The organism is Streptomyces sp. NBC_01232 (genome assembly GCF_035989885.1).
Classification (GTDB): Bacteria; Actinomycetota; Actinomycetes; order Streptomycetales; family Streptomycetaceae; genus Streptomyces.
In genome coordinates, this window is sequence record NZ_CP108518.1 from 1,509,340 (window position 1) to 1,526,278 (window position 16,939).

15 protein-coding genes and 2 pseudogenes are annotated in these 16,939 nt (G+C 69.6%); 12 read left to right on the forward strand and 5 right to left on the reverse strand.

Annotated features, from left to right (window positions below; translation table 11 throughout):
* Positions 1-5: 5 nt before the first annotated feature.
* Positions 6-308 carry an urease subunit gamma gene (locus tag OG444_RS07105; protein WP_327261332.1) on the reverse strand — a complete coding sequence of 101 codons (303 nt, stop codon included), beginning with the start codon at positions 306-308 and terminating at the stop codon, positions 6-8.
* A gap of 312 nt (positions 309-620) precedes the next feature.
* Here OG444_RS07105 and OG444_RS07110 point away from each other — a divergent pair, with 312 nt between their 5' ends.
* Positions 621-1,013 (forward strand): VOC family protein, encoded by a 393-nt coding sequence (locus OG444_RS07110; RefSeq protein WP_327261333.1) that lies wholly within the window; start codon positions 621-623, stop codon positions 1,011-1,013.
* 51 nt (positions 1,014-1,064) lie between these two features.
* Here the strand turns inward: OG444_RS07110 and OG444_RS07115 are convergent, their stop codons facing one another.
* Entirely contained in the window at positions 1,065-1,514 is a 450-nt protein-coding gene (locus tag OG444_RS07115) for an ATP-binding protein (RefSeq protein ID WP_327261334.1), read from the reverse strand.
* A 196-nt stretch (positions 1,515-1,710) separates the two neighbouring features.
* Between OG444_RS07115 and OG444_RS07120 the strand changes: the two genes are divergently transcribed.
* Positions 1,711-2,589 (forward strand): helix-turn-helix domain-containing protein, encoded by an 879-nt coding sequence (locus OG444_RS07120; protein WP_327261335.1) that lies wholly within the window; start codon positions 1,711-1,713, stop codon positions 2,587-2,589.
* 12 nt (positions 2,590-2,601) lie between these two features.
* Complete coding sequence (locus OG444_RS07125; RefSeq protein ID WP_327261336.1) at positions 2,602-2,832, forward strand: DUF397 domain-containing protein; 231 nt, start codon at positions 2,602-2,604, stop codon at positions 2,830-2,832.
* 46 nt (positions 2,833-2,878) lie between these two features.
* On the opposite strand, the gene OG444_RS07130 is transcribed toward OG444_RS07125, so the two are convergent.
* Positions 2,879-4,060 carry an 8-amino-7-oxononanoate synthase gene (locus OG444_RS07130; RefSeq protein WP_327261337.1) on the reverse strand — a complete coding sequence of 394 codons (1,182 nt, stop codon included), beginning with the start codon at positions 4,058-4,060 and terminating at the stop codon, positions 2,879-2,881.
* 157 nt (positions 4,061-4,217) lie between these two features.
* Between OG444_RS07130 and bioB the strand changes: the two genes are divergently transcribed.
* The 3 genes from bioB to bioD are packed head-to-tail and all read left to right on the forward strand — an operon-like array spanning position 4,218 to position 7,546.
* Positions 4,218-5,465 carry a biotin synthase BioB gene (gene bioB, locus OG444_RS07135; RefSeq protein ID WP_327261338.1) on the forward strand — a complete coding sequence of 416 codons (1,248 nt, stop codon included), beginning with the start codon at positions 4,218-4,220 and terminating at the stop codon, positions 5,463-5,465.
* The gene (locus tag OG444_RS07140) at positions 5,458-6,780 is read left to right on the forward strand and encodes an adenosylmethionine--8-amino-7-oxononanoate transaminase (RefSeq protein WP_327261339.1); all 1,323 of its coding nucleotides are present in this window, start codon (positions 5,458-5,460) and stop codon (positions 6,778-6,780) included. Before bioB ends, OG444_RS07140 begins: the two co-directional genes overlap by 8 nt.
* A 1-nt stretch (position 6,781) precedes the next feature.
* Positions 6,782-7,546 carry a dethiobiotin synthase gene (gene bioD / locus OG444_RS07145; protein WP_327261340.1) on the forward strand — a complete coding sequence of 255 codons (765 nt, stop codon included), beginning with the start codon at positions 6,782-6,784 and terminating at the stop codon, positions 7,544-7,546.
* A gap of 95 nt (positions 7,547-7,641) precedes the next feature.
* On the opposite strand, the pseudogene OG444_RS07150 reads toward bioD, so the two are convergent.
* Both OG444_RS07150 and OG444_RS07155 read right to left on the reverse strand, forming a co-directional pair.
* Positions 7,642-7,908 (reverse strand): annotated as a pseudogene (locus OG444_RS07150) (helix-turn-helix domain-containing protein); the annotation flags it as partial.
* A 168-nt stretch (positions 7,909-8,076) separates the two neighbouring features.
* On the reverse strand, positions 8,077-8,499 hold the full coding sequence (locus OG444_RS07155) for a GNAT family N-acetyltransferase (protein ID WP_327261341.1): 423 nt from the start codon (positions 8,497-8,499) through the stop codon (positions 8,077-8,079).
* A 207-nt stretch (positions 8,500-8,706) separates the two neighbouring features.
* Here OG444_RS07155 and OG444_RS07160 point away from each other — a divergent pair, with 207 nt between their 5' ends.
* The 6 genes and pseudogenes from OG444_RS07160 (at position 8,707) to OG444_RS07185 (ending at position 16,828) form a co-directional block, all read left to right on the forward strand.
* Entirely contained in the window at positions 8,707-10,041 is a 1,335-nt protein-coding gene (locus OG444_RS07160; protein ID WP_327261342.1) for a hemolysin family protein, read from the forward strand.
* On the forward strand, positions 10,038-11,063 hold the full coding sequence (locus tag OG444_RS07165; protein ID WP_327261343.1) for a hemolysin family protein: 1,026 nt from the start codon (positions 10,038-10,040) through the stop codon (positions 11,061-11,063). Before OG444_RS07160 ends, OG444_RS07165 begins: the two co-directional genes overlap by 4 nt.
* Before the next feature lie 105 nt (positions 11,064-11,168).
* Positions 11,169-11,948, forward strand: a complete 780-nt coding sequence (locus OG444_RS07170) for an SGNH/GDSL hydrolase family protein (protein WP_327261344.1) — start codon at positions 11,169-11,171, stop codon at positions 11,946-11,948.
* 118 nt (positions 11,949-12,066) lie between these two features.
* Positions 12,067-13,500 carry an adenylosuccinate lyase gene (gene purB / locus OG444_RS07175; RefSeq protein ID WP_327261345.1) on the forward strand — a complete coding sequence of 478 codons (1,434 nt, stop codon included), beginning with the start codon at positions 12,067-12,069 and terminating at the stop codon, positions 13,498-13,500.
* Positions 13,497-13,655: pseudogene (locus tag OG444_RS07180) on the forward strand (uracil-DNA glycosylase family protein); the annotation flags it as partial. The gene purB and the pseudogene OG444_RS07180, both read left to right, overlap by 4 nt.
* A 260-nt stretch (positions 13,656-13,915) precedes the next feature.
* Complete coding sequence (locus OG444_RS07185; protein WP_327261346.1) at positions 13,916-16,828, forward strand: NACHT domain-containing protein; 2,913 nt, start codon at positions 13,916-13,918, stop codon at positions 16,826-16,828.
* The last annotated feature ends 111 nt before the right edge of the window (positions 16,829-16,939 follow it).

Sequence of the window (16,939 nt, forward strand, 5' to 3'; positions counted from 1 at the left end):
CCGTTTCAGACGATCGGGTCGTGGACCGTGACGAGCTTGGTGCCGTCCGGGAAGGTCGCTTCGACCTGGACGTCGTGGATCATCTCGGGGATCCCCTCCATGACCTCCTCGCGGGTCAGGACGGTGCGGCCCGAGGCCATCAGCTCGGACACGGTCCGGCCGTCGCGGGCCCCCTCCAGGAGGTGCGAGGTGATCAGCGCGATCGCCTCCGGATGGTTGAGGCGGACCCCGCGCGCCCTGCGCTTCTCGGCCACATCGGCGGCCACGTGGATGAGCAGTCTCTCCTGCTCGTGCGGTGTCAGTTGCACGCGTATCACCAAGTTTCCGGGACAAGATCAACGAAGGGCGGGGCGACCCTACCGGTCGTCAACACTTTGTTGACCTGCGCATATCCGAGCCAAGCGTCTCTTGCCCAACACGGGGAAAGGCTTTCCGTCCCGACCACCACCGCTTTACCGGATCATGGATGATCATTGGCGGTCGAACGTGGCCGCCACGCTAAGCCCCGCGCTTTTCCGCTGGGTTAACCCAGGTTTCGGGCGGGTACCCGGTTCAACTCCGTTGTCCCACGGGCCCGATTCCGTATACAGCACCGCAGACAGATCTCATCGAGGAGACAGATGTTCGTCAACGCCGTCCGGCACATCACCTTCGACGCTCTCGACCCCTACCGGATCGCCGAGTTCTGGTCCGCCGTGACCGGCTTCGCGATCCACCCCGACGACGTGGAGGGTGACGACGAGGTCATGCTGGAGTCGGGGCAGCAGGGGGTTCCGGGCCTGTTGTTCATCCGGGTCCCGGACTCCAAGTCCGTGAAGAACCGCGTCCACTTGGACATCCAGCCGCCGACCGACACCCGCAACGAGACCGTCGAGCGCCTGATCGGGCTCGGCGCGAAGCTCGTGGACGACCGCCGCGACGCGGACGGCGTGGCGGGCTGGGTGGTGCTCGCCGACCCCGAGGGCAATGAGCTGTGCATCGAGCGCAGCGCGCCCGAACGCGGCCTCGCCTGAGCCGGATCCGAGTCCCGGTCCCGGTCCGGGTCCGCGCCCCGGCCTTGCAGGTCAGCAGCCGGTGACGCTCGGCGTCGGAGCCCCGACGCTCCAGGGGAGCGCGATCCACACCGTCTTGCCGCCGTCCTCGGTCGGGGTGACCGAGAGCCGGCCGCCCGCCTCCGCCGTCAGCCAGCGGATGATGACCATGCCCCGGCCGTTGTCCTGCTGGACAGCGGCCGGGAGCCGCTTGGGCCAGCGCGGGTGGCTGTCGGTCACCCCGACGCGCAGCCACTCCTGGCGCTCCAGCCGGATGTCGACGGTGAAGGTGGGCGACTTGCCGAAAGTGTGCTGTACGGCGTTGGTGGCCAGTTCCGAGACGATCAGCCGGACGCTGTCGGCGGTGTCGGCGTCATCGGGGAGTCCCCATTCGCCCAGCACCTCCGCGACATAGCGTCGGGCAGTGGCGACCGAGGCGGGATCGCTCGGCAGAGTGACGGATGCTTCCTGGTGATCTGCCATGGCGACGGTCCCTTTCCCACCGGGGCGAAAAGCCCCGGATCTGTGCTGGACGCCAGAGTGCCACCCATCGTGCCGTCAGATCTGCCTTTCCCCCAAGATATGCATATATCTGTCGCTCGATGCGGTGAACTCTGCTACGGAAGAGCGTATTTGGACGGCAGACTGGTGCGAGCTGTGCCGGTGGAAGGAGGCGGGTGTGCAGCACGGTCCCGCGGTGCGCCGACGCAAGCTCGGCGAGGAACTGCGTGCCCTGCGCGACCGGTCCGGACTCACCAGTGGTGAGGCGGCCCGGATCATGGGGTGGCACCAGTCGAAGATCAGCCGTATCGAAACAGGCCGCAGCGGCGTGAAGCCGGAGGACATCCGGCTGCTCCTCGACGCGTACGGGGAGATCGTCAGCCCCGAGCAGCGGGCGCTGCTGGAGGCCCTGTCGGCCTCGGCCGCCGGCCCGGGCCCTGCGGGCGGGCGCGGCCGCCAGTGGTGGCACGACTATCGGGGGCTGCTGCCGCAGGAGTACCGGGACTTCATCAGTCTGGAGGCCGGGGCCCGCTCGGCCCGCACCGTGGAGCTCTCCGTGGTGCCGGGGCTGCTGCAGACCCCGGGGTACGCACGGGCCGTGACCCGGGCCGCGCTGGGCGGGCTGCCGGAGCCGAAGGTGGACGCGCTGGTCGACGTACGGCTGGCGCGGCAGTCGGTGCTGCGGGCCGATCCGCCGCTGGAGCTGAGCGCCGTACTGGACGAGGCGGTGCTGCGCCGGCAGATCGGCGGGCCGGGGGTGATGGCGGGGCAATTGCGACACCTGGTAGAGGTGTCCCGACTGCCTCAAGTACGCCTGCAGGTGCTTCCGTTCAGCGTCGGAGGGCATCTCGGCCTGACCGGACCGTTCGTTATTTTTTCATTTCCGGACATCGCCGATCTGGATGTGGTGGTACTCGACCATTTGACGAGTAGCCTCTATCTCGAGCGGAAGGAAGACCTTGAGGCGTACGGCGCCGCGTTCCGCACCATCCAGGAGCACGCCCTCTCGCCCCAGGACTCGTCGGATCTCATCAGCTCACTCGCTGACGACGCGTAAGGAGGCACCCCCGTGTCCGCAACCCCCTTATCCCCCGGCGGACTTCTGATCGGCGCGCGGTGGCGGCGGAGCAGCCGCAGCACCGGAATGAACAACTGCGTGGAAGCGGCCGTCCTGCGGGACGGCCCCGGCGGCCTGCTGGCCGTCCGTGACTCGAAGCGGACGGACGGCCCGGCCGTGCTCTTCACCGGGCCCGTCTGGACCGGCTTCCTCGCCTCCGTACGGGCCGACGCGCACGCGTAGCGTCGCCCACGACGTGCCGGAAACCCAGGACTTCGGCCGATACGGCCTACCGGCCCTGGCCGTCCGTGGCTCCGGCGGGCGCGGTCGCGAGGATCGTCCCCACCGCCCGATCGATCTCGTCCCCCGTGAGGTCGGCCCGGGCGGTCAGCCGCAGCCGGGAGATGCCGTCCGGCACCGACGGCGGGCGGAAGCACCCCACGGACAGACCTGCCTCGCGGCAATCGGCGGCCCAGCGCAGTGCCGCCGACGCCGACGGGGCCCGTACCGACACCACGGCCGCGTCCGGCCGGGCCGCGGTCAGGCCGGACGCGGTGAGCCGCCCGTACAGCCGGTCGGCCACCTCGCGGGCACGGTCCGCCCGCTCCGGCTCCCGCCGGAGCAGGCGCAGGCTCGCCAGCGCCGCGCCCGCGGCGGCCGGGGCGAGGCCCGTGTCGAAGATGAAGGTGCGCGCGGTGTTGATCAGGTGCCTGATCACCCGGGCCGAGCCGAGCACGGCTCCGCCCTGGCTGCCCAGGGACTTCGAGAGGGTCAGGGTGGCGACCACGTACGGCGCCCCCGCGAGCCCGGCGGCCTGCAGCGCGCCCCGGCCGCCCTCGCCCAGCACGCCCAGCCCGTGGGCGTCGTCGACGACCAGGGCCGCCCCTTCCTCCCGGCAGGCAGCGGCATAACCGGCGAGCGGGGCGGCGTCCCCGTCGACCGAGAACACCGAGTCGCTGACGAGCAGCGCCCGGCCCTCGTGGGCGGCGAGCGTCTTGCGCGCGGTGTCGGGGTCGGCGTGCGGGATCACGGCCGTCTCGGCGCGCGAGAGCCGGCAGCCGTCGACGATCGAGGCATGGTTCCCGGCGTCGGAGACGACCAGCGTGCCCCGGCCGCTGAGCGCGGTGACGGCGGCGAGGTTGGCCGCGTACCCGGAGGACAGGACGAGCGCGGCCTCGAAACCGCAGAAGGCGGCGAGCTCCCGCTCCAGCTCGGTGTGGAGCTCGGTCGTACCCGTCACCAGACGCGAGCCGGTGGCTCCGGCGCCCCAGCGCTCGGCGGCCTCCTGCGCCCCCCGGACGGTCTCGGGATGCCGGGACAGGCCGAGGTAGTCGTTGCTGGCGAGGTCCAGCAGCGGCGACGCCGCCGGCCGGGGGCGCAGCGTGCGGACGAGGCCGGCCTCCTCCCGCGCGCGCTCCGCGTCGTCGATCCACGCGAAGACGTCCAGCGGGTCGGGAGTGAGCTCGGGCATCGGCACGTCCTCGTGTTTTGTCGGCAGTCCACAGACCTGCCCCGACCCTAGCTCGCGTCACCGCTGCGCCAGGTGTGGTGATACACACACACCCATCCGGCCATGTTGTGCGATCTCTCCTTGGCCGGGAGCGGGGGTGTGGTCCAGGATCGGGTTCATGGACCTGCTGAACACCCTGGTGGACAAGGGGCTGCGGCGCGAGCTGCCGACCCGCGAAGAAGCACTCGCCGTACTGGCGACTTCTGACGACGAACTGCTCGACGTGGTGGCCGCGGCCGGCAAGGTGCGCCGCCAGTGGTTCGGACGTCGGGTCAAGCTGAACTACCTGGTCAACCTGAAGTCGGGCCTGTGCCCCGAGGACTGCTCCTACTGCTCCCAGCGCCTGGGGTCGACGGCCGGGATCCTCAAGTACACGTGGCTGAAGCCCGAGGAGGCCTCCCAGGCCGCCGCCGCCGGTGTCGCGGGCGGCGCGAAGCGGGTCTGTCTGGTCGCGAGCGGCCGCGGGCCGACGGACCGGGACGTGGACCGCGTCGGCAAGACGATCGCCGCGATCAAGGAGCAGAACGAGGGCGTCGAGGTCTGTGCGTGCCTCGGCCTGCTCTCGGACGGCCAGGCGGAGCGGCTGCGGGACGCGGGCGCGGACGCCTACAACCACAACCTCAACACTTCCGAGGCCACGTACGGCCAGATCACCAAGACCCACACCTACGCGGACCGCGTCGACACGGTGCAGAAGGCGCACGGCGCCGGTCTGTCCGCTTGCTCCGGTCTGATCGCGGGCATGGGCGAGAGCGACGAGGACCTGGTCGACGTCGTCTTCTCGCTGCGCGAGCTGGACGCGGACTCGGTGCCGGTCAACTTCCTGATCCCCTTCGAGGGCACCCCGCTGGCCAAGGAGTGGAACCTCACCCCGCAGCGCTGCCTGCGCATCCTGGCGATGGCGCGCTTCGTCTGCCCCGACGTCGAGGTCCGCCTCGCCGGCGGGCGCGAGGTGCACCTGCGCTCGATGCAGCCGCTGGCCCTGCACGTGGTCAACTCGATCTTCCTCGGCGACTACCTGACCAGTGAGGGCCAGGCCGGACAGGCCGACCTCGACATGATCGCGGACGCCGGTTTCGAGGTGGAGGGTGCCGGTACGTCGACCCTTCCCGCGCACCGCTCCGACGTGGCGGCCGCGAGTGCCGGCGGGGGCTGCGGCTCGAACGGCGGCGCCTCCCTCTGCGGTTCGGGCGAGGCCGGCGACGCCCCGGCGGCGGGCTGCGGCTCCGCGTGCGGCGGCTGCTCCGGCCACGCGCCGGCGGCCGAGGCGCCCGCACCGGTCCAGGCCGAGGCCGGAGAGGTCCGGCCGGAGCTGGTGGCGGTCCGCCGACGTGGCGCGGGGACGGACGTCGCCCCCAATGCCTGACCGGCGTACACCGTCGACGGCCGGCGCGGAACTGCTCGCGCTGGACCGGCAGCACGTCTGGCACCCGTACGGCCCGATGCCCGGGCGGCAGGAGCCGCTGGTCATCGCCTCCGCGTCGGGGGTGCGGCTGCGGCTCGCCGACCCGTCGCAGGGACACGGCCACGAAGAGCTGGTCGACGGCATGTCCTCCTGGTGGTCGGCGATCCACGGGTACAACCACCCGGTGCTCAACGAGGCCGCCACCGCGCAGCTGGGTCTGATGTCGCACGTGATGTTCGGCGGGCTCACCCATGAGCCCGCCGTCCGGCTGGCCGCGAAGCTCGTCGAGATCACCCCGCCGGGGCTGGAGCACGTCTTCCTGTCCGACTCGGGCTCGGTCTCCGTCGAGGTCGCGGTCAAGATGTGCCTGCAGTACTGGCGTTCGCTGGGACGGACGGGCAAGACCCGGCTGCTGACCTGGCGCGGCGGCTACCACGGGGACACCTGGCAGCCGATGGCCGTCTGCGACCCCGACGGCGGGATGCACGAGCTGTGGCAGGGTCACCTGCCGCGGCAGGTCTTCGCGGACGCGCCGCCCGCCGGTTTCGACACGCCCGTGGACCCTGCGTACGCCGACCACCTGCGCGCGACGGTCTCCGCGCACGCGGACGAACTGGCCGCGGTCATCGTGGAGCCGGTGGTGCAGGGCGCGGGCGGCATGCGCTTCCACCACCCGGGCTACCTGCGGGTGCTGCGCGAGCTGTGCGACGAGTACGGGGTCCTGCTGATCCTGGACGAGATCGCCACGGGCTTCGGCCGTACGGGCTCGCTCTTCGCGGCCGACCACGCGGGGATCACCCCTGACGTGATGTGCCTGGGCAAGTCGCTGACCGGTGGTTACCTCACGCTGGCGGCGACCCTGTGCACCGAGCGGGTGGCGAACGGCATCTCCCAGGGCGAGGTCCCCGTGCTGGCGCACGGGCCGACCTTCATGGGCAACCCGCTGGCCACGGCCGTGGCCCTGGCCTCCGTCGAGCTGCTGCTCGGCCAGGACTGGGCGACCGAGGTCAAGCGGATCGAGGCGGGGCTGCGCGAGGGCCTGGCCGCGGCGTCGGACATCCCCGGTGTGAAGGACGTACGCGTCCTGGGCGCCATCGGCGTGGTCCAGCTCGACCACGAGATTGACGTGGTGGCGGCCACCCGGGCGGCGGTGCGCGAGGGCGTGTGGGTGCGCCCGTTCCGCGACCTGATCTATGTGATGCCGCCGTTCGTGACCGGCGACGAGGACGTGGCACGTATCTGCCGTGCGGTGTGCGCGGCGGCGCGGGAAGGCTGAGATGTCCGTAGTGATGGTGTCCGGGACGGGCACCGAGATCGGCAAGACGGTGGTCACGTCGGCGATCGCGGCCGCCGCGGTGGCGGCCGGCCGCTCGGTGGCGGTGCTCAAGCCCGCGCAGACGGGGGTCGGCCCGCAGGAGCCGGGGGACGCGGCGGAGGCGGTCCGGCTGGCCGGTCCCTCCGTCACGGCGGTGGAACTGGCCCGCTACCCGGAGCCCCTGGCCCCGGACACGGCGGCCCGCCGCTCGGGGCTGGCGACGCTCGCCCCGGCGCAGATCGCGGAGGCCGCGGACCGGCTGTCGCAGGACCATGACCTGGTCCTGGTGGAGGGAGCGGGCGGACTGCTCGTCCGCTTCGACGAGGCGGGCAACACGCTGGCCGACGCGGCCCGCCTGCTCGGGGCGCCGACGCTGATCGTCGCCCCGGCGGGCCTGGGCACGCTCAACTCCACGACGCTCACGGCGGAGGCTCTGCGGGCCCGTGAACTGACCGCGCTGGGCGTGGTGGTGGGCAGCTGGCCGCAGAGCCCGGACCTGGCGGCCCGCTGCAATCTGGCGGACCTCCCGGACTCCTCGGGGCTGCCGCTGCTGGGCGCGGTCCCGGAGGGCTCGGGGAACCTCGCGCCGGAGCGTTTCCGCGCATCGGCCGCGTCCTGGCTGGCCCCGGCCCTGTCGGGCACCTGGTCGGCGGATTCCTTCCTGTCCGCCTGGCGCCCGGCGGCCTTCGTCCCGCCCGCCCCACACCCGGGCCCCGTCGGAGTGTGAGGCGCGGGTCCCGCCGCGGCCCGGCGACGGGACCCGCGGCGGGTCACGCATCGTCGGGTGGAGCGGCTCCGGAGCACCGCCGGCGCGGCCCGTGCGGTGACACCGGTCTTCCGGTGGATGCGGCCCAGGTGGGATTCGACCGTGCGCGGGCTGATCCAGAGCCGGGCCGCGATGGCCGGTGTGGTCGGGCCCGCGCTCACCGGGGCCGCGACCTCGCGTTCCCGCGCGGTGAGCGAGGCCAGCACCGGATCGGGCGCTTCGGCACCCGCGGACGGCTCCGGCGCCGGGGGACGGACCAGGTCCGACAGCCCGGTCGGCCGGCGGCCCCTCCCGCCGTGGCGAGGCGGCGTACACCGTCGCACAGTGCCCCGGCCCGCTCCGGGTGTCCCGCGGCCGTGGCCGTCGGCGCCCCGAAGAGCAGGCCGACCGCATCGCTTGTGCCGATCGCTTCTGCCGATCGATCCTGCCGATCGATCCTGCCGATCGATCCTGCCGGGCTCCGAGCCCGGCAGGATTCCGACGGCGCGCGCTCAGCCCAGCGGCTTGACCCAGCGCGTCCACTGCTCCTGCGGCCGGTAGCCCGTCGCGTCCCACACCCGGTGCGCCCGCTCGTTGCGGTCCAGCACCATCGCGTCCGCGCGCCGCCCGCCCAGCGCCGCGAACCGCTCCTCGGCGGCGGCCAGCAGGGCGGCCCCGATCCCCTGCCTCCGGTGCCCGGGGTGCACGGCGAGCCTGTAGAGGTGACAGCGCCACCCGTCGAACCCGGCGATCACCGTCCCGACGAGTTCCCCCTCGCGCCGGGCGAGCAGCAGCGCCTGCGGGTCGCGTTCGTGGAGACGCTCGACCCCGGCGAGATCGTCGCTGATACTCGTTCCCTCCGCGGCGGACTTCCAGAAGTCCAGGACAGCGCCGAGGTCGGCGGCCGACGCGGGGCCGATATGAAGATCAGTCATGTCCGGATCCCATCATCCGGGCCGCGCTCCGCCGAAAGAATGATCCGCTCTCTTTGCTCGTCCTTTACCATGTGGTGAAAGGTCCCTCTTGAGTGAAAGGTGTGAGCGTCCGCCCATGGGCGAGCCTCCCAGTCCACGACATACCCGTTCGCGACATCGCGCGGTCCCCCTCCTCCTGGCCGATCATGGGACGGAGGTGATCGACCGATGACCGAAGTGCTCCTGCTCCTCGTGGCGCTGCTGCTCTGTCTCGTCTGTGGAGTCTTCGTCGCGGCTGAGTTCTCGCTGACGACCGTCGAGCGCAGCGAACTCGAACGAGCCGTCGAGCGCGGCGAGCGCGGCGCCGACAGCGCCCTGGCCGCCGTCCGCACGCTGACGTTCCAGCTCTCCGGAGCCCAGCTCGGCATCACCGTCACCGGCCTGGTCATCGGCATGATCTCCAAGCCGTCGATCTCCGCCCTGCTGCAGGGCCCCTTCGAGGCCATGGGCCTGTCGGCCGCCACGGCGTCCTCCGCAGCCCTGATCCTCGGCACCGTTCTGTCGACGATCGTCCTGATGGTGGTCGGCGAGCTCGTGCCCAAGAACTGGGCGATCTCCTCACCGCTGGCGATCGCCAAGCGCGTGGCGACCGCGCAGCGGGTCTTCAGCCGGGCCTTCAAGCCGCTGATCAGCCACCTCAACACCACCGCGAACCACATGGTGCGCCGCTTCGGCATGGAACCCGCCGAGGAGCTGGCGTCCGCCCGCACCCCGCAGGAGCTGGTCGCCCTCGCGCGTCACTCCGCGAAGGCGGGCGCGCTGGAGAAGGACACGGCCGAGCTGTTCGTCCGGACCCTGAACCTCGCCGACCTGACCGCGGAGAACGTGATGACCCCGCGCGTCCAGGTCACCGCACTCGACGTGCAGACCACCGCCGAGGACGTGGCGAACGCGACGCTGGCCACCGGCCTGTCCCGCTTCCCGGTCTACCGGGGCAGCCTCGACACCGTCGTCGGCACCGTCCACATCAAGGACGTACTGGCCCTGCCGGCCGCCGAGCGCCGCCGCCGGCCCGTGTCGCAGCTGCTGCGCGAGCCCCTCCTCGTACCGGAGTCGCTCACCGTCGACCGGCTGCTGGACCGGCTGTCCGGCAAGCAGACGATGGCCGTGGTCATCGACGAGTACGGCGGCACGGCCGGAGTGGCCACGCTGGAGGACATCGTCGAGGAGGTCGTCGGCGAGGTCCGCGACGAGCACGACCCGCACGAGACCCCGGACCTCGCCCCGGCCGGTACGGACGAGTCCGGACGCCTGCTCTACTCCGCCGACGGCTCGGCGCGTACCGACCAGCTCCGGCGGATCGGCCTGCGCGTGCCGGACGGTCCGTACGAGACCCTGGCCGGCCTGATAGCGACCGAACTGGGCCGGATCCCGGAGGTCGGCGACCGCATGGAACTGGACGGCTGGCGCCTCGACGTGGTGGACGCCGTCGGGCGCCGGGCCTCGCGCGTGCTGCTGCACGCCCCGGCCGAGCCCGTTCAGGGAACGGAGGAGGCCCGATGACGGTCATCCAGCTGTTGATCGGCCTGGCGACCCTGGTCGTCAACGCCTTCTTCGTCGGTGCGGAGTTCGCGCTGATCTCGGTCCGGCGCAGCCAGATCGAGCCGTATGCCGAGCAGGGCGACCGGCGCGGCCGCGCCGTCCTGTGGGGCCTGGAGCACGTGTCGGCGCTGATGGCGGCGGCCCAGCTGGGCATCACGCTGTGCACCCTGGTGCTGGGCGTGGTGGCCGAGCCGGCCATCGCGCATCTGCTGACGCCGTTGTTCGACCTCGTCGGGGTACCGGCCGGGGTGACCCACGCGATCTCCTTCGTGGTGGCGCTGGCGCTGGCGACGTACCTGCACATGCTCTTCGGCGAGATGGTGCCGAAGAACGTGGCGCTGGCCGAGCCCGTGCGCACCGCTCTGCTGCTGGGGCCGCCGCTGGTGACCCTCACACGGGGGCTGCGCCCGGTGATCTTCGCGATCAACGCCTTCGCCAACGCCCTGCTGCGTCTGCTGCGCGTCGAGGTCAAGGACGAGGTCGCCGCGACCTTCTCGGACGACGAGCTGGCCCGGATGGTCAAGGACTCCAGTGATGCGGGGCTCCTCGACGACCGGGCGAGCGAGCGTCTGCACGACGCCCTGGAGCTGGGCCGGCGGCCCGTGACCGACGTGGTGCTTTCGGCGGACCGGGTGGTCACGGCCCGGGAGGGCATCACCCCGGCCGGGCTGGAGCGGCTGTCGGCCGACTCGGGGTACTCCCGGTTCCCGGTGGTCGACGCGCAGCACAAGATCCTGGGCTACCTGCACGTGAAGGACACCCTGGACGCGGACGACGAGGCCCGGGACCGGCCGTTCCCGGTGTCGGCGCTGCGGCCGATCGCGCAGGTGCGCGCGGAGACCCCGCTGGACGACGTGCTGACCGCCATGCGGCGCAGCCGTACGCACCTGGCGGCGGTCCTCGGGGCGGAGGGCGCCATGACCGGCCTGGTGACGATGGAGGACGTGCTGCGGGAGCTGTTCGGCAGGCCCGCGGCCATGTGAACCGTGCGATCCGTGCACTCCGCGCCCCCGCGCCCTCCGGCGGGACGTGACATGCGGTCCCCGGCCCTGCGGGGCCGGGGTACCGCGCGGTAACATCACTCCGCCATGGAGATGAATGCCTCTTACACCAGTTTCGTCGCGGTCGGCGACTCCTTCACCGAGGGAATGTCCGACCTGCTTCCGGACGGCTCCTACCGCGGCTGGGCCGACCTGCTGGCCGCCCGCCTCGCGGCACGGGAGCCGGGCTTCCGCTACGCGAACCTCGCGGTCCGCGGGAAGCTGATCGGCCAGATCGCCGAGGACCAGGTCCCTGTTGCGGCGGCCATGGGCGCCGACGTGGCGACCCTGGTGGGCGGGCTGAACGACGCCCTGCGACCCAAGGTGGACATGGGCCGGGTCCGCGAGCACCTGGAATCGGCCGTGGAGCTCCTCGCCCCCTCCTGCAAGCGCCTCGTCCTGATGCGCTCCCCCGGGCGCAACGGGCCGGTGATGGAACGCTTCCGGCCGCGCATGGAGGAGCTCTTCGTCATCATCGAGGAGCTCGCCGCCCGGCACGGCGCCGTGGTGGTGGACCTGTACGGGGCTTCCGTGCTCGCCGACCAGCGGATGTGGGACGTCGACCGGCTGCACCTGACCGCCGAGGGCCACCAGCGGGTGGCGGAGGCCGTCTGGCAGGCCCTGGGCCTGCCCGCCGAGCTGGACTGGCGCACCGAACTGCCGGTCGCCGCTCCTCCCGGCTGGACCGTACGCCGGTCCCAGGACCTGAGCTTCGCCCGGCAGCACCTGCTCCCCTGGATCGGCCGCCGCCTGACGGGCCGCTCCTCCGGCGACGGCCGTCCGGCCAAGCGCCCCGAGCTGCTGCCGTACGGGGACCCGTCGCTCTAGGGGTGTCCTGGCACCGTCCTGCCGGACGGGCCGGCCCCTCCTCGTAGCAAGCCACAATTCAATGTGGTGGCCCTACCTGCGTAAACACACAGCGGTGGCCCAAGTAGAATCCCTCCACGTGACTGCCAAGCCCCGCATCCCCAATGTCCTGGCCGGCCGCTACGCCTCCGCGGAGCTCGCCGTCCTGTGGTCCCCCGAATACAAGGTGACGCTGGAGCGGCGGCTGTGGCTCGCCGTGCTGCGCGCCCAGAAGGACCTCGGTATCGAGGTCCCCGACGCGGCCCTCGCCGACTACGAGCGCGTCCTCGAGACCGTCGACCTGGCCTCCATCGCCGAGCGCGAGAAGGTCACCCGGCACGACGTGAAGGCCCGCATCGAGGAGTTCAACGCCCTCGCCGGTCACGAGCACGTCCACAAGGGCATGACCTCCCGCGACCTGACCGAGAACGTCGAGCAGCTGCAGATCCGGCTCTCGCTGGAGCTCGCCCGGGACCGCACGGTCGCCGTCCTCGCCCGCCTCGGCAAGCTGGCCGGCGAGCACGCCGAGCTGGTCATGGCCGGCCGCTCGCACAACGTGGCCGCGCAGGCGACCACCCTGGGCAAGCGCTTCGCCACCGCGGCCGACGAGCTGCTCGTGGCCTACGACCGCCTCGAGGACCTGCTGGGCCGCTACCCGCTGCGCGGCATCAAGGGCCCCGTCGGCACCGCCCAGGACATGCTCGACCTGCTCGGTGGCGACGCCGCCAAGCTGGCCGACCTGGAGCAGCGCATCGCCGCGCACCTCGGCTTCGCGCAGGCCTTCACCTCCGTCGGCCAGGTCTACCCGCGCTCGCTCGACTACGACGTGGTCACCGCGCTGGTGCAGCTGGCCGCCGCCCCGTCGTCGATCGCCAAGACGATCCGCCTGATGGCGGGCCACGAGCTGGTGACGGAGGGCTTCAAGCCCGGCCAGGTCGGCTCCTCCGCCATGCCGCACAAGATGAACACCCGCTCCTGCGAGCGCGTGAACGGCCTCATGGTCATCCTGCGCGGCTACGCCTCGATGACCGGCGAGCTGGCCGGCGACCAGTGGAACGAGGGTGACGTCTCCTGCTCCGTGGTCCGCCGCGTGGCTCTGCCGGACGCCTTCTTCGCCTTCGACGGCCTGCTGGAGACCTTCCTGACGGTCCTCGACGAGTTCGGCGCCTTCCCGGCGGTCGTCGCCCGTGAGCTGGACCGCTACCTGCCGTTCCTCGCGACCACCAAGGTCCTGATGGGCGCGGTGCGGGCCGGCGTGGGCCGCGAGGCCGCCCACGAGGTCATCAAGGAGCACGCGGTCGCCTCCGCACTCGCCATGCGCGAGCAGGGCGCCGAGCGCAACGAGCTGCTGGACAAGCTGGCCGCCGATGACCGGATGCCGCTGGACCGGGCCCAGCTCGACGCCCTGATGGCCGACAAGCTGTCCTTCACCGGCGCCGCCGGCGACCAGGTCGCGGTGGTGGTCTCCCGCATCGAGGCGATCGCCAAGCAGCACCCGGAGGCCGCCGGGTACGCGCCGGGGTCGATCCTCTGACTCCCGACGAGCTGAACGCCGCCCGTGACCGCGTCCTTCCGGACGTGGTCACGGGCGGTCTGCGTGTGCTCTTCTGCGGGATCAACCCCGGACTCCTCTCCGCCGCGACGGGTCACCATTTCGCCCGCCCCGGCAACCGGTTCTGGCCCGTCCTGCTTCTCTGCACTTCACTCGATCGTGTCAGAAGCCAGCCTGTGGGGTGGTGATGACCTACACCCACATCGTGCTGCTCATACTCGCTGAAGCAGCAGGCTGGTAGGCGACAACATCGACAATCGCCAGAGCCGTGGCGCCAAGCACTACACGCAACCACTCCAGCAGCGCCACTCGCACAGCGTCCGAGGTGGATGCGAGGCCGCAAAGCAGTATCTACGTCAGAGGGTTAACGACTGGTGCCCTATGCCACGATGACCCGATGGACTACGACCTGACGCGTCTGGGGTGGCGGGAATTCGAGCATCTGTCTCAGGCACTCGCCAAGTGCGTACTCGGCCCGGGTGTTGCAGTCTTCGGAGACGGCAAGGACGGTGGTCGGGAGGCTGCGTTCACCGGTGCGGTCCCCTACCCCAACGAACAGCAGCCCTGGGATGGCTACGGGGTGATACAGGCCAAGTTCAAACTACGCTCCCAGGGCGTTAGTTCTGGAACCGAATGGCTTGAGCGGCAGATTGAGGCGGAGTTCAAAGCCTGGCTGCACCCTGACTCCAAGCGCGGACAGATACCCGAATACTTGCTGTTCACGACCAACGTACCCCTCTCTCCTGTACCTGAGACCGGTGGGATCGCTCGTGTGGACCGCCTCATCTCCTCCTACGCTCAAAACCCAAGAGTTGCTCTGAAGGGTTGGGCTGTCTGGCACGGAGATGAGATATGCCGCTTCCTGGACATTCACGATGGGGTCCGCCGGGCCTTCGCTCACTTCATCACTCCCGGAGACGTGCTCTCACGTCTGCTCACCACTGTGAGCGACGCCGACGCCGAGACCGCGGAACTGATCCGCGCTCACGCCGGCAGGGAGCTCCTGTCTGATCAGTGGGTACGCCTTGGCCAGGCTGGAGCTCGGACAGAAGACCAAAAGACCCGACTTGGGCCAGTAGCAGTCGACCTGCGAGCCAACTTTGCTCAGCGGAAAACTCGTCCTCAGGTCGAACGGGCACCGATCTACCAAAACGAACCGGGCTCCTACGCTACCCGTGTTGCCGCATACGTCCTCGAACGCGGTGACACGGTTCTACGTCCGTCGCGATGCACGTCGACGGAACCACGGAACGTCGTTTTGATCGGTGGACCTGGGCAGGGGAAAAGCACCCTTGGACAGCTAATTTGCCAAGCCTATCGAGTCGCCCTTCTCGACAAAGAAGGTGAGCACCTCCTTACGGCCGAGGCCCGTGCAGCGCTACATTCCCTCCGCCGCGATTTCACGGCGATCGGCCTCCAACCACCAAAGGGGCGCCGCTGGCCCATTCGCATCGCCCTTAACCAGTATGCCAATGCCATCCTTGGCGGCGAAGACATTAGCCTCCTACGCTTTCTAGCTGATCGGGTCGGCCACCGCAGTTCCGTACCAGTTACCAGCATCCACATCAAGCGTTGGTTGCGGACATGGCCCTGTCTACTGGTCTTGGATGGGCTCGATGAAGTCGTCTCCCATCAGACGCGGGAAGAAGTGATGTCTCGAATATCAGATTTCCTTCTTGAGGCCCGGCAGATTGATGCAGATCTACTTGTCGTTGCCACGACGCGCCCGCAGGGCTATAAAGGCGAGTTTCACACTGGCGATTACGAGACCCTCACCTTGACCCCCATGCCGGATGATGACGCGCTGCACTACGCCGAGCGTCTCTCTGCTGCGCGCCACCATGATGACCCTGAGATGCGCGAAACGGTCCTGGAACGGGTGAGAACAGCTATCTCCGAGGAGGGCACCACCCGCCTCATGCGCTCACCGCTGCAAGTGACCATCATGTCTTTGCTCGTGGAGCGGCGCACCCGGCTTCCTCAAAACCGCTACGAGCTATTCGACGCTTACTACGACACCATCTATGCCCGCGAAGTCGATAAGCCTGGTGTGACCGGACAGCTCCTTGCCGATCATCGGCTCCAAATCGACTGGCTTCACCAACATGTGGGGCTACTCCTACAGACACGCGCCGCCCGGTCAGAGGAGCTGGATGCGGTGATCGAGGTTGATGAACTACGTGAGCACATCCGGCAGCGACTGCATGAGGAGACCGAGGATCAGGAGGAGGCCGAATCCCTGGCCGGCAGTCTGCTAGAAGCAGCTACCGACCGGCTTGTTCTGCTTGTGGCTCCAAATGCAGGTTTCATTGGTTTCGAAGTGCGCAGCCTTCAAGAGTACATGGCCGCGCGGGCACTGATCTCCGGCCCCGAAGCCGACATCCTTCCCCGACTCGAATCTCTCGCTCCCAGCTACTCATGGCGTAACACCTGGATGTTGGCTGCCGCAGGAATATTCACCCATCGCCCTCATCTGCGTAGCGACTTGATCAACGCATTGCGTTCCATTGATTCCCGGGATACTGTGACACTGATCTTGACCCCAGGCGCACAGCTGGCACTAGACCTGTTGGACGATGATTTCACGCGTCATCATCCCCGATTTCACAATCTACTGGTGGAATATGCAGCCACGCTCGTCGGCCGCCCTCCTCGAAGCGATCTCCTCCTGCACACTGCGCGCACTCTGGCTTCGGCTGCGGAACGTCATGAGCAAGCTCGTATAAGGGTTGAATACGCGATCAGAGACGCGCTGAGCGCCCGCGATGCCCGGCTCCTGACAGCGCTTGGAGTCCTCGCCTTCTTGGCCCGAGCCCAAGGCGCAGGAAATTCATGGGCTCGCCGCCTTCTCGCCACGACCACCCAAGGGCTGAAAGCAAATGAACGCGCGGCAGCCGCAGTTTTGTCCTCCCAATACCTGTCGGGGCTAATTCCCGATCTACCTTCCCTCAGTTTCAGCGTTCAAAGCGAGTCTAACCTCGCCCAATATCTTCGCGACCGCCTCCCAGATGGAGTTCCGTCAGAGCCACCCCTCCAGCGCTTCCTCAGTGCACTGGAACGTCACCCTGTCCAACACATTCAAGTCGAAGACACTATTTTGCCTATCGTTGAACCGTCGATCCCTCTGGATATCGATGGTGCACGGGCTGCCACAGGCCATCCGCAAGCGATCCAGGCCTGCGTCAACGTGATCAGCGACCAGCAGCTCACAACCTGGCAGATCACTATGACGTTCACCCAGCTTCTCGACCTTCTGGCATACCCTTCACTACTACCGCCAGGAGACCTGGGTGTTGCTGGCATCAGTTGATCGCTCCTGCAATTGCGAGCGAAAGCAGGGATCCAAGGTCCACGACCTACGCAATTCACAGACCTCGGATAGCGTCAACTATCTGGTTTCCCTCAACGGGTGAGCACCGAA

Excerpts from the sequence above, each read along its gene's own strand:
- OG444_RS07155 (WP_327261341.1), bottom strand. The coding sequence starts at position 8,499 with ATGACTGATCTTCATATCGGCCCCGCGTCGGCCGCCGACCTCGGCGCT.
- OG444_RS07115 (WP_327261334.1), bottom strand. The coding sequence starts at position 1,514 with ATGGCAGATCACCAGGAAGCATCCGTCACTCTGCCGAGCGATCCCGCC.
- bioB (WP_327261338.1), top strand. The coding sequence starts at position 4,218 with ATGGACCTGCTGAACACCCTGGTGGACAAGGGGCTGCGGCGCGAGCTG.
- OG444_RS07130 (WP_327261337.1), bottom strand. The coding sequence starts at position 4,060 with ATGCCCGAGCTCACTCCCGACCCGCTGGACGTCTTCGCGTGGATCGAC.
- OG444_RS07160 (WP_327261342.1), top strand. The coding sequence starts at position 8,707 with ATGACCGAAGTGCTCCTGCTCCTCGTGGCGCTGCTGCTCTGTCTCGTC.
- OG444_RS07185 (WP_327261346.1), top strand. The coding sequence starts at position 13,916 with ATGGACTACGACCTGACGCGTCTGGGGTGGCGGGAATTCGAGCATCTG.
- bioD (WP_327261340.1), top strand. The coding sequence starts at position 6,782 with ATGTCCGTAGTGATGGTGTCCGGGACGGGCACCGAGATCGGCAAGACG.
- OG444_RS07170 (WP_327261344.1), top strand. The coding sequence starts at position 11,169 with ATGGAGATGAATGCCTCTTACACCAGTTTCGTCGCGGTCGGCGACTCC.
- OG444_RS07140 (WP_327261339.1), top strand. The coding sequence starts at position 5,458 with ATGCCTGACCGGCGTACACCGTCGACGGCCGGCGCGGAACTGCTCGCG.
- OG444_RS07165 (WP_327261343.1), top strand. The coding sequence starts at position 10,038 with ATGACGGTCATCCAGCTGTTGATCGGCCTGGCGACCCTGGTCGTCAAC.
- OG444_RS07110 (WP_327261333.1), top strand. The coding sequence starts at position 621 with ATGTTCGTCAACGCCGTCCGGCACATCACCTTCGACGCTCTCGACCCC.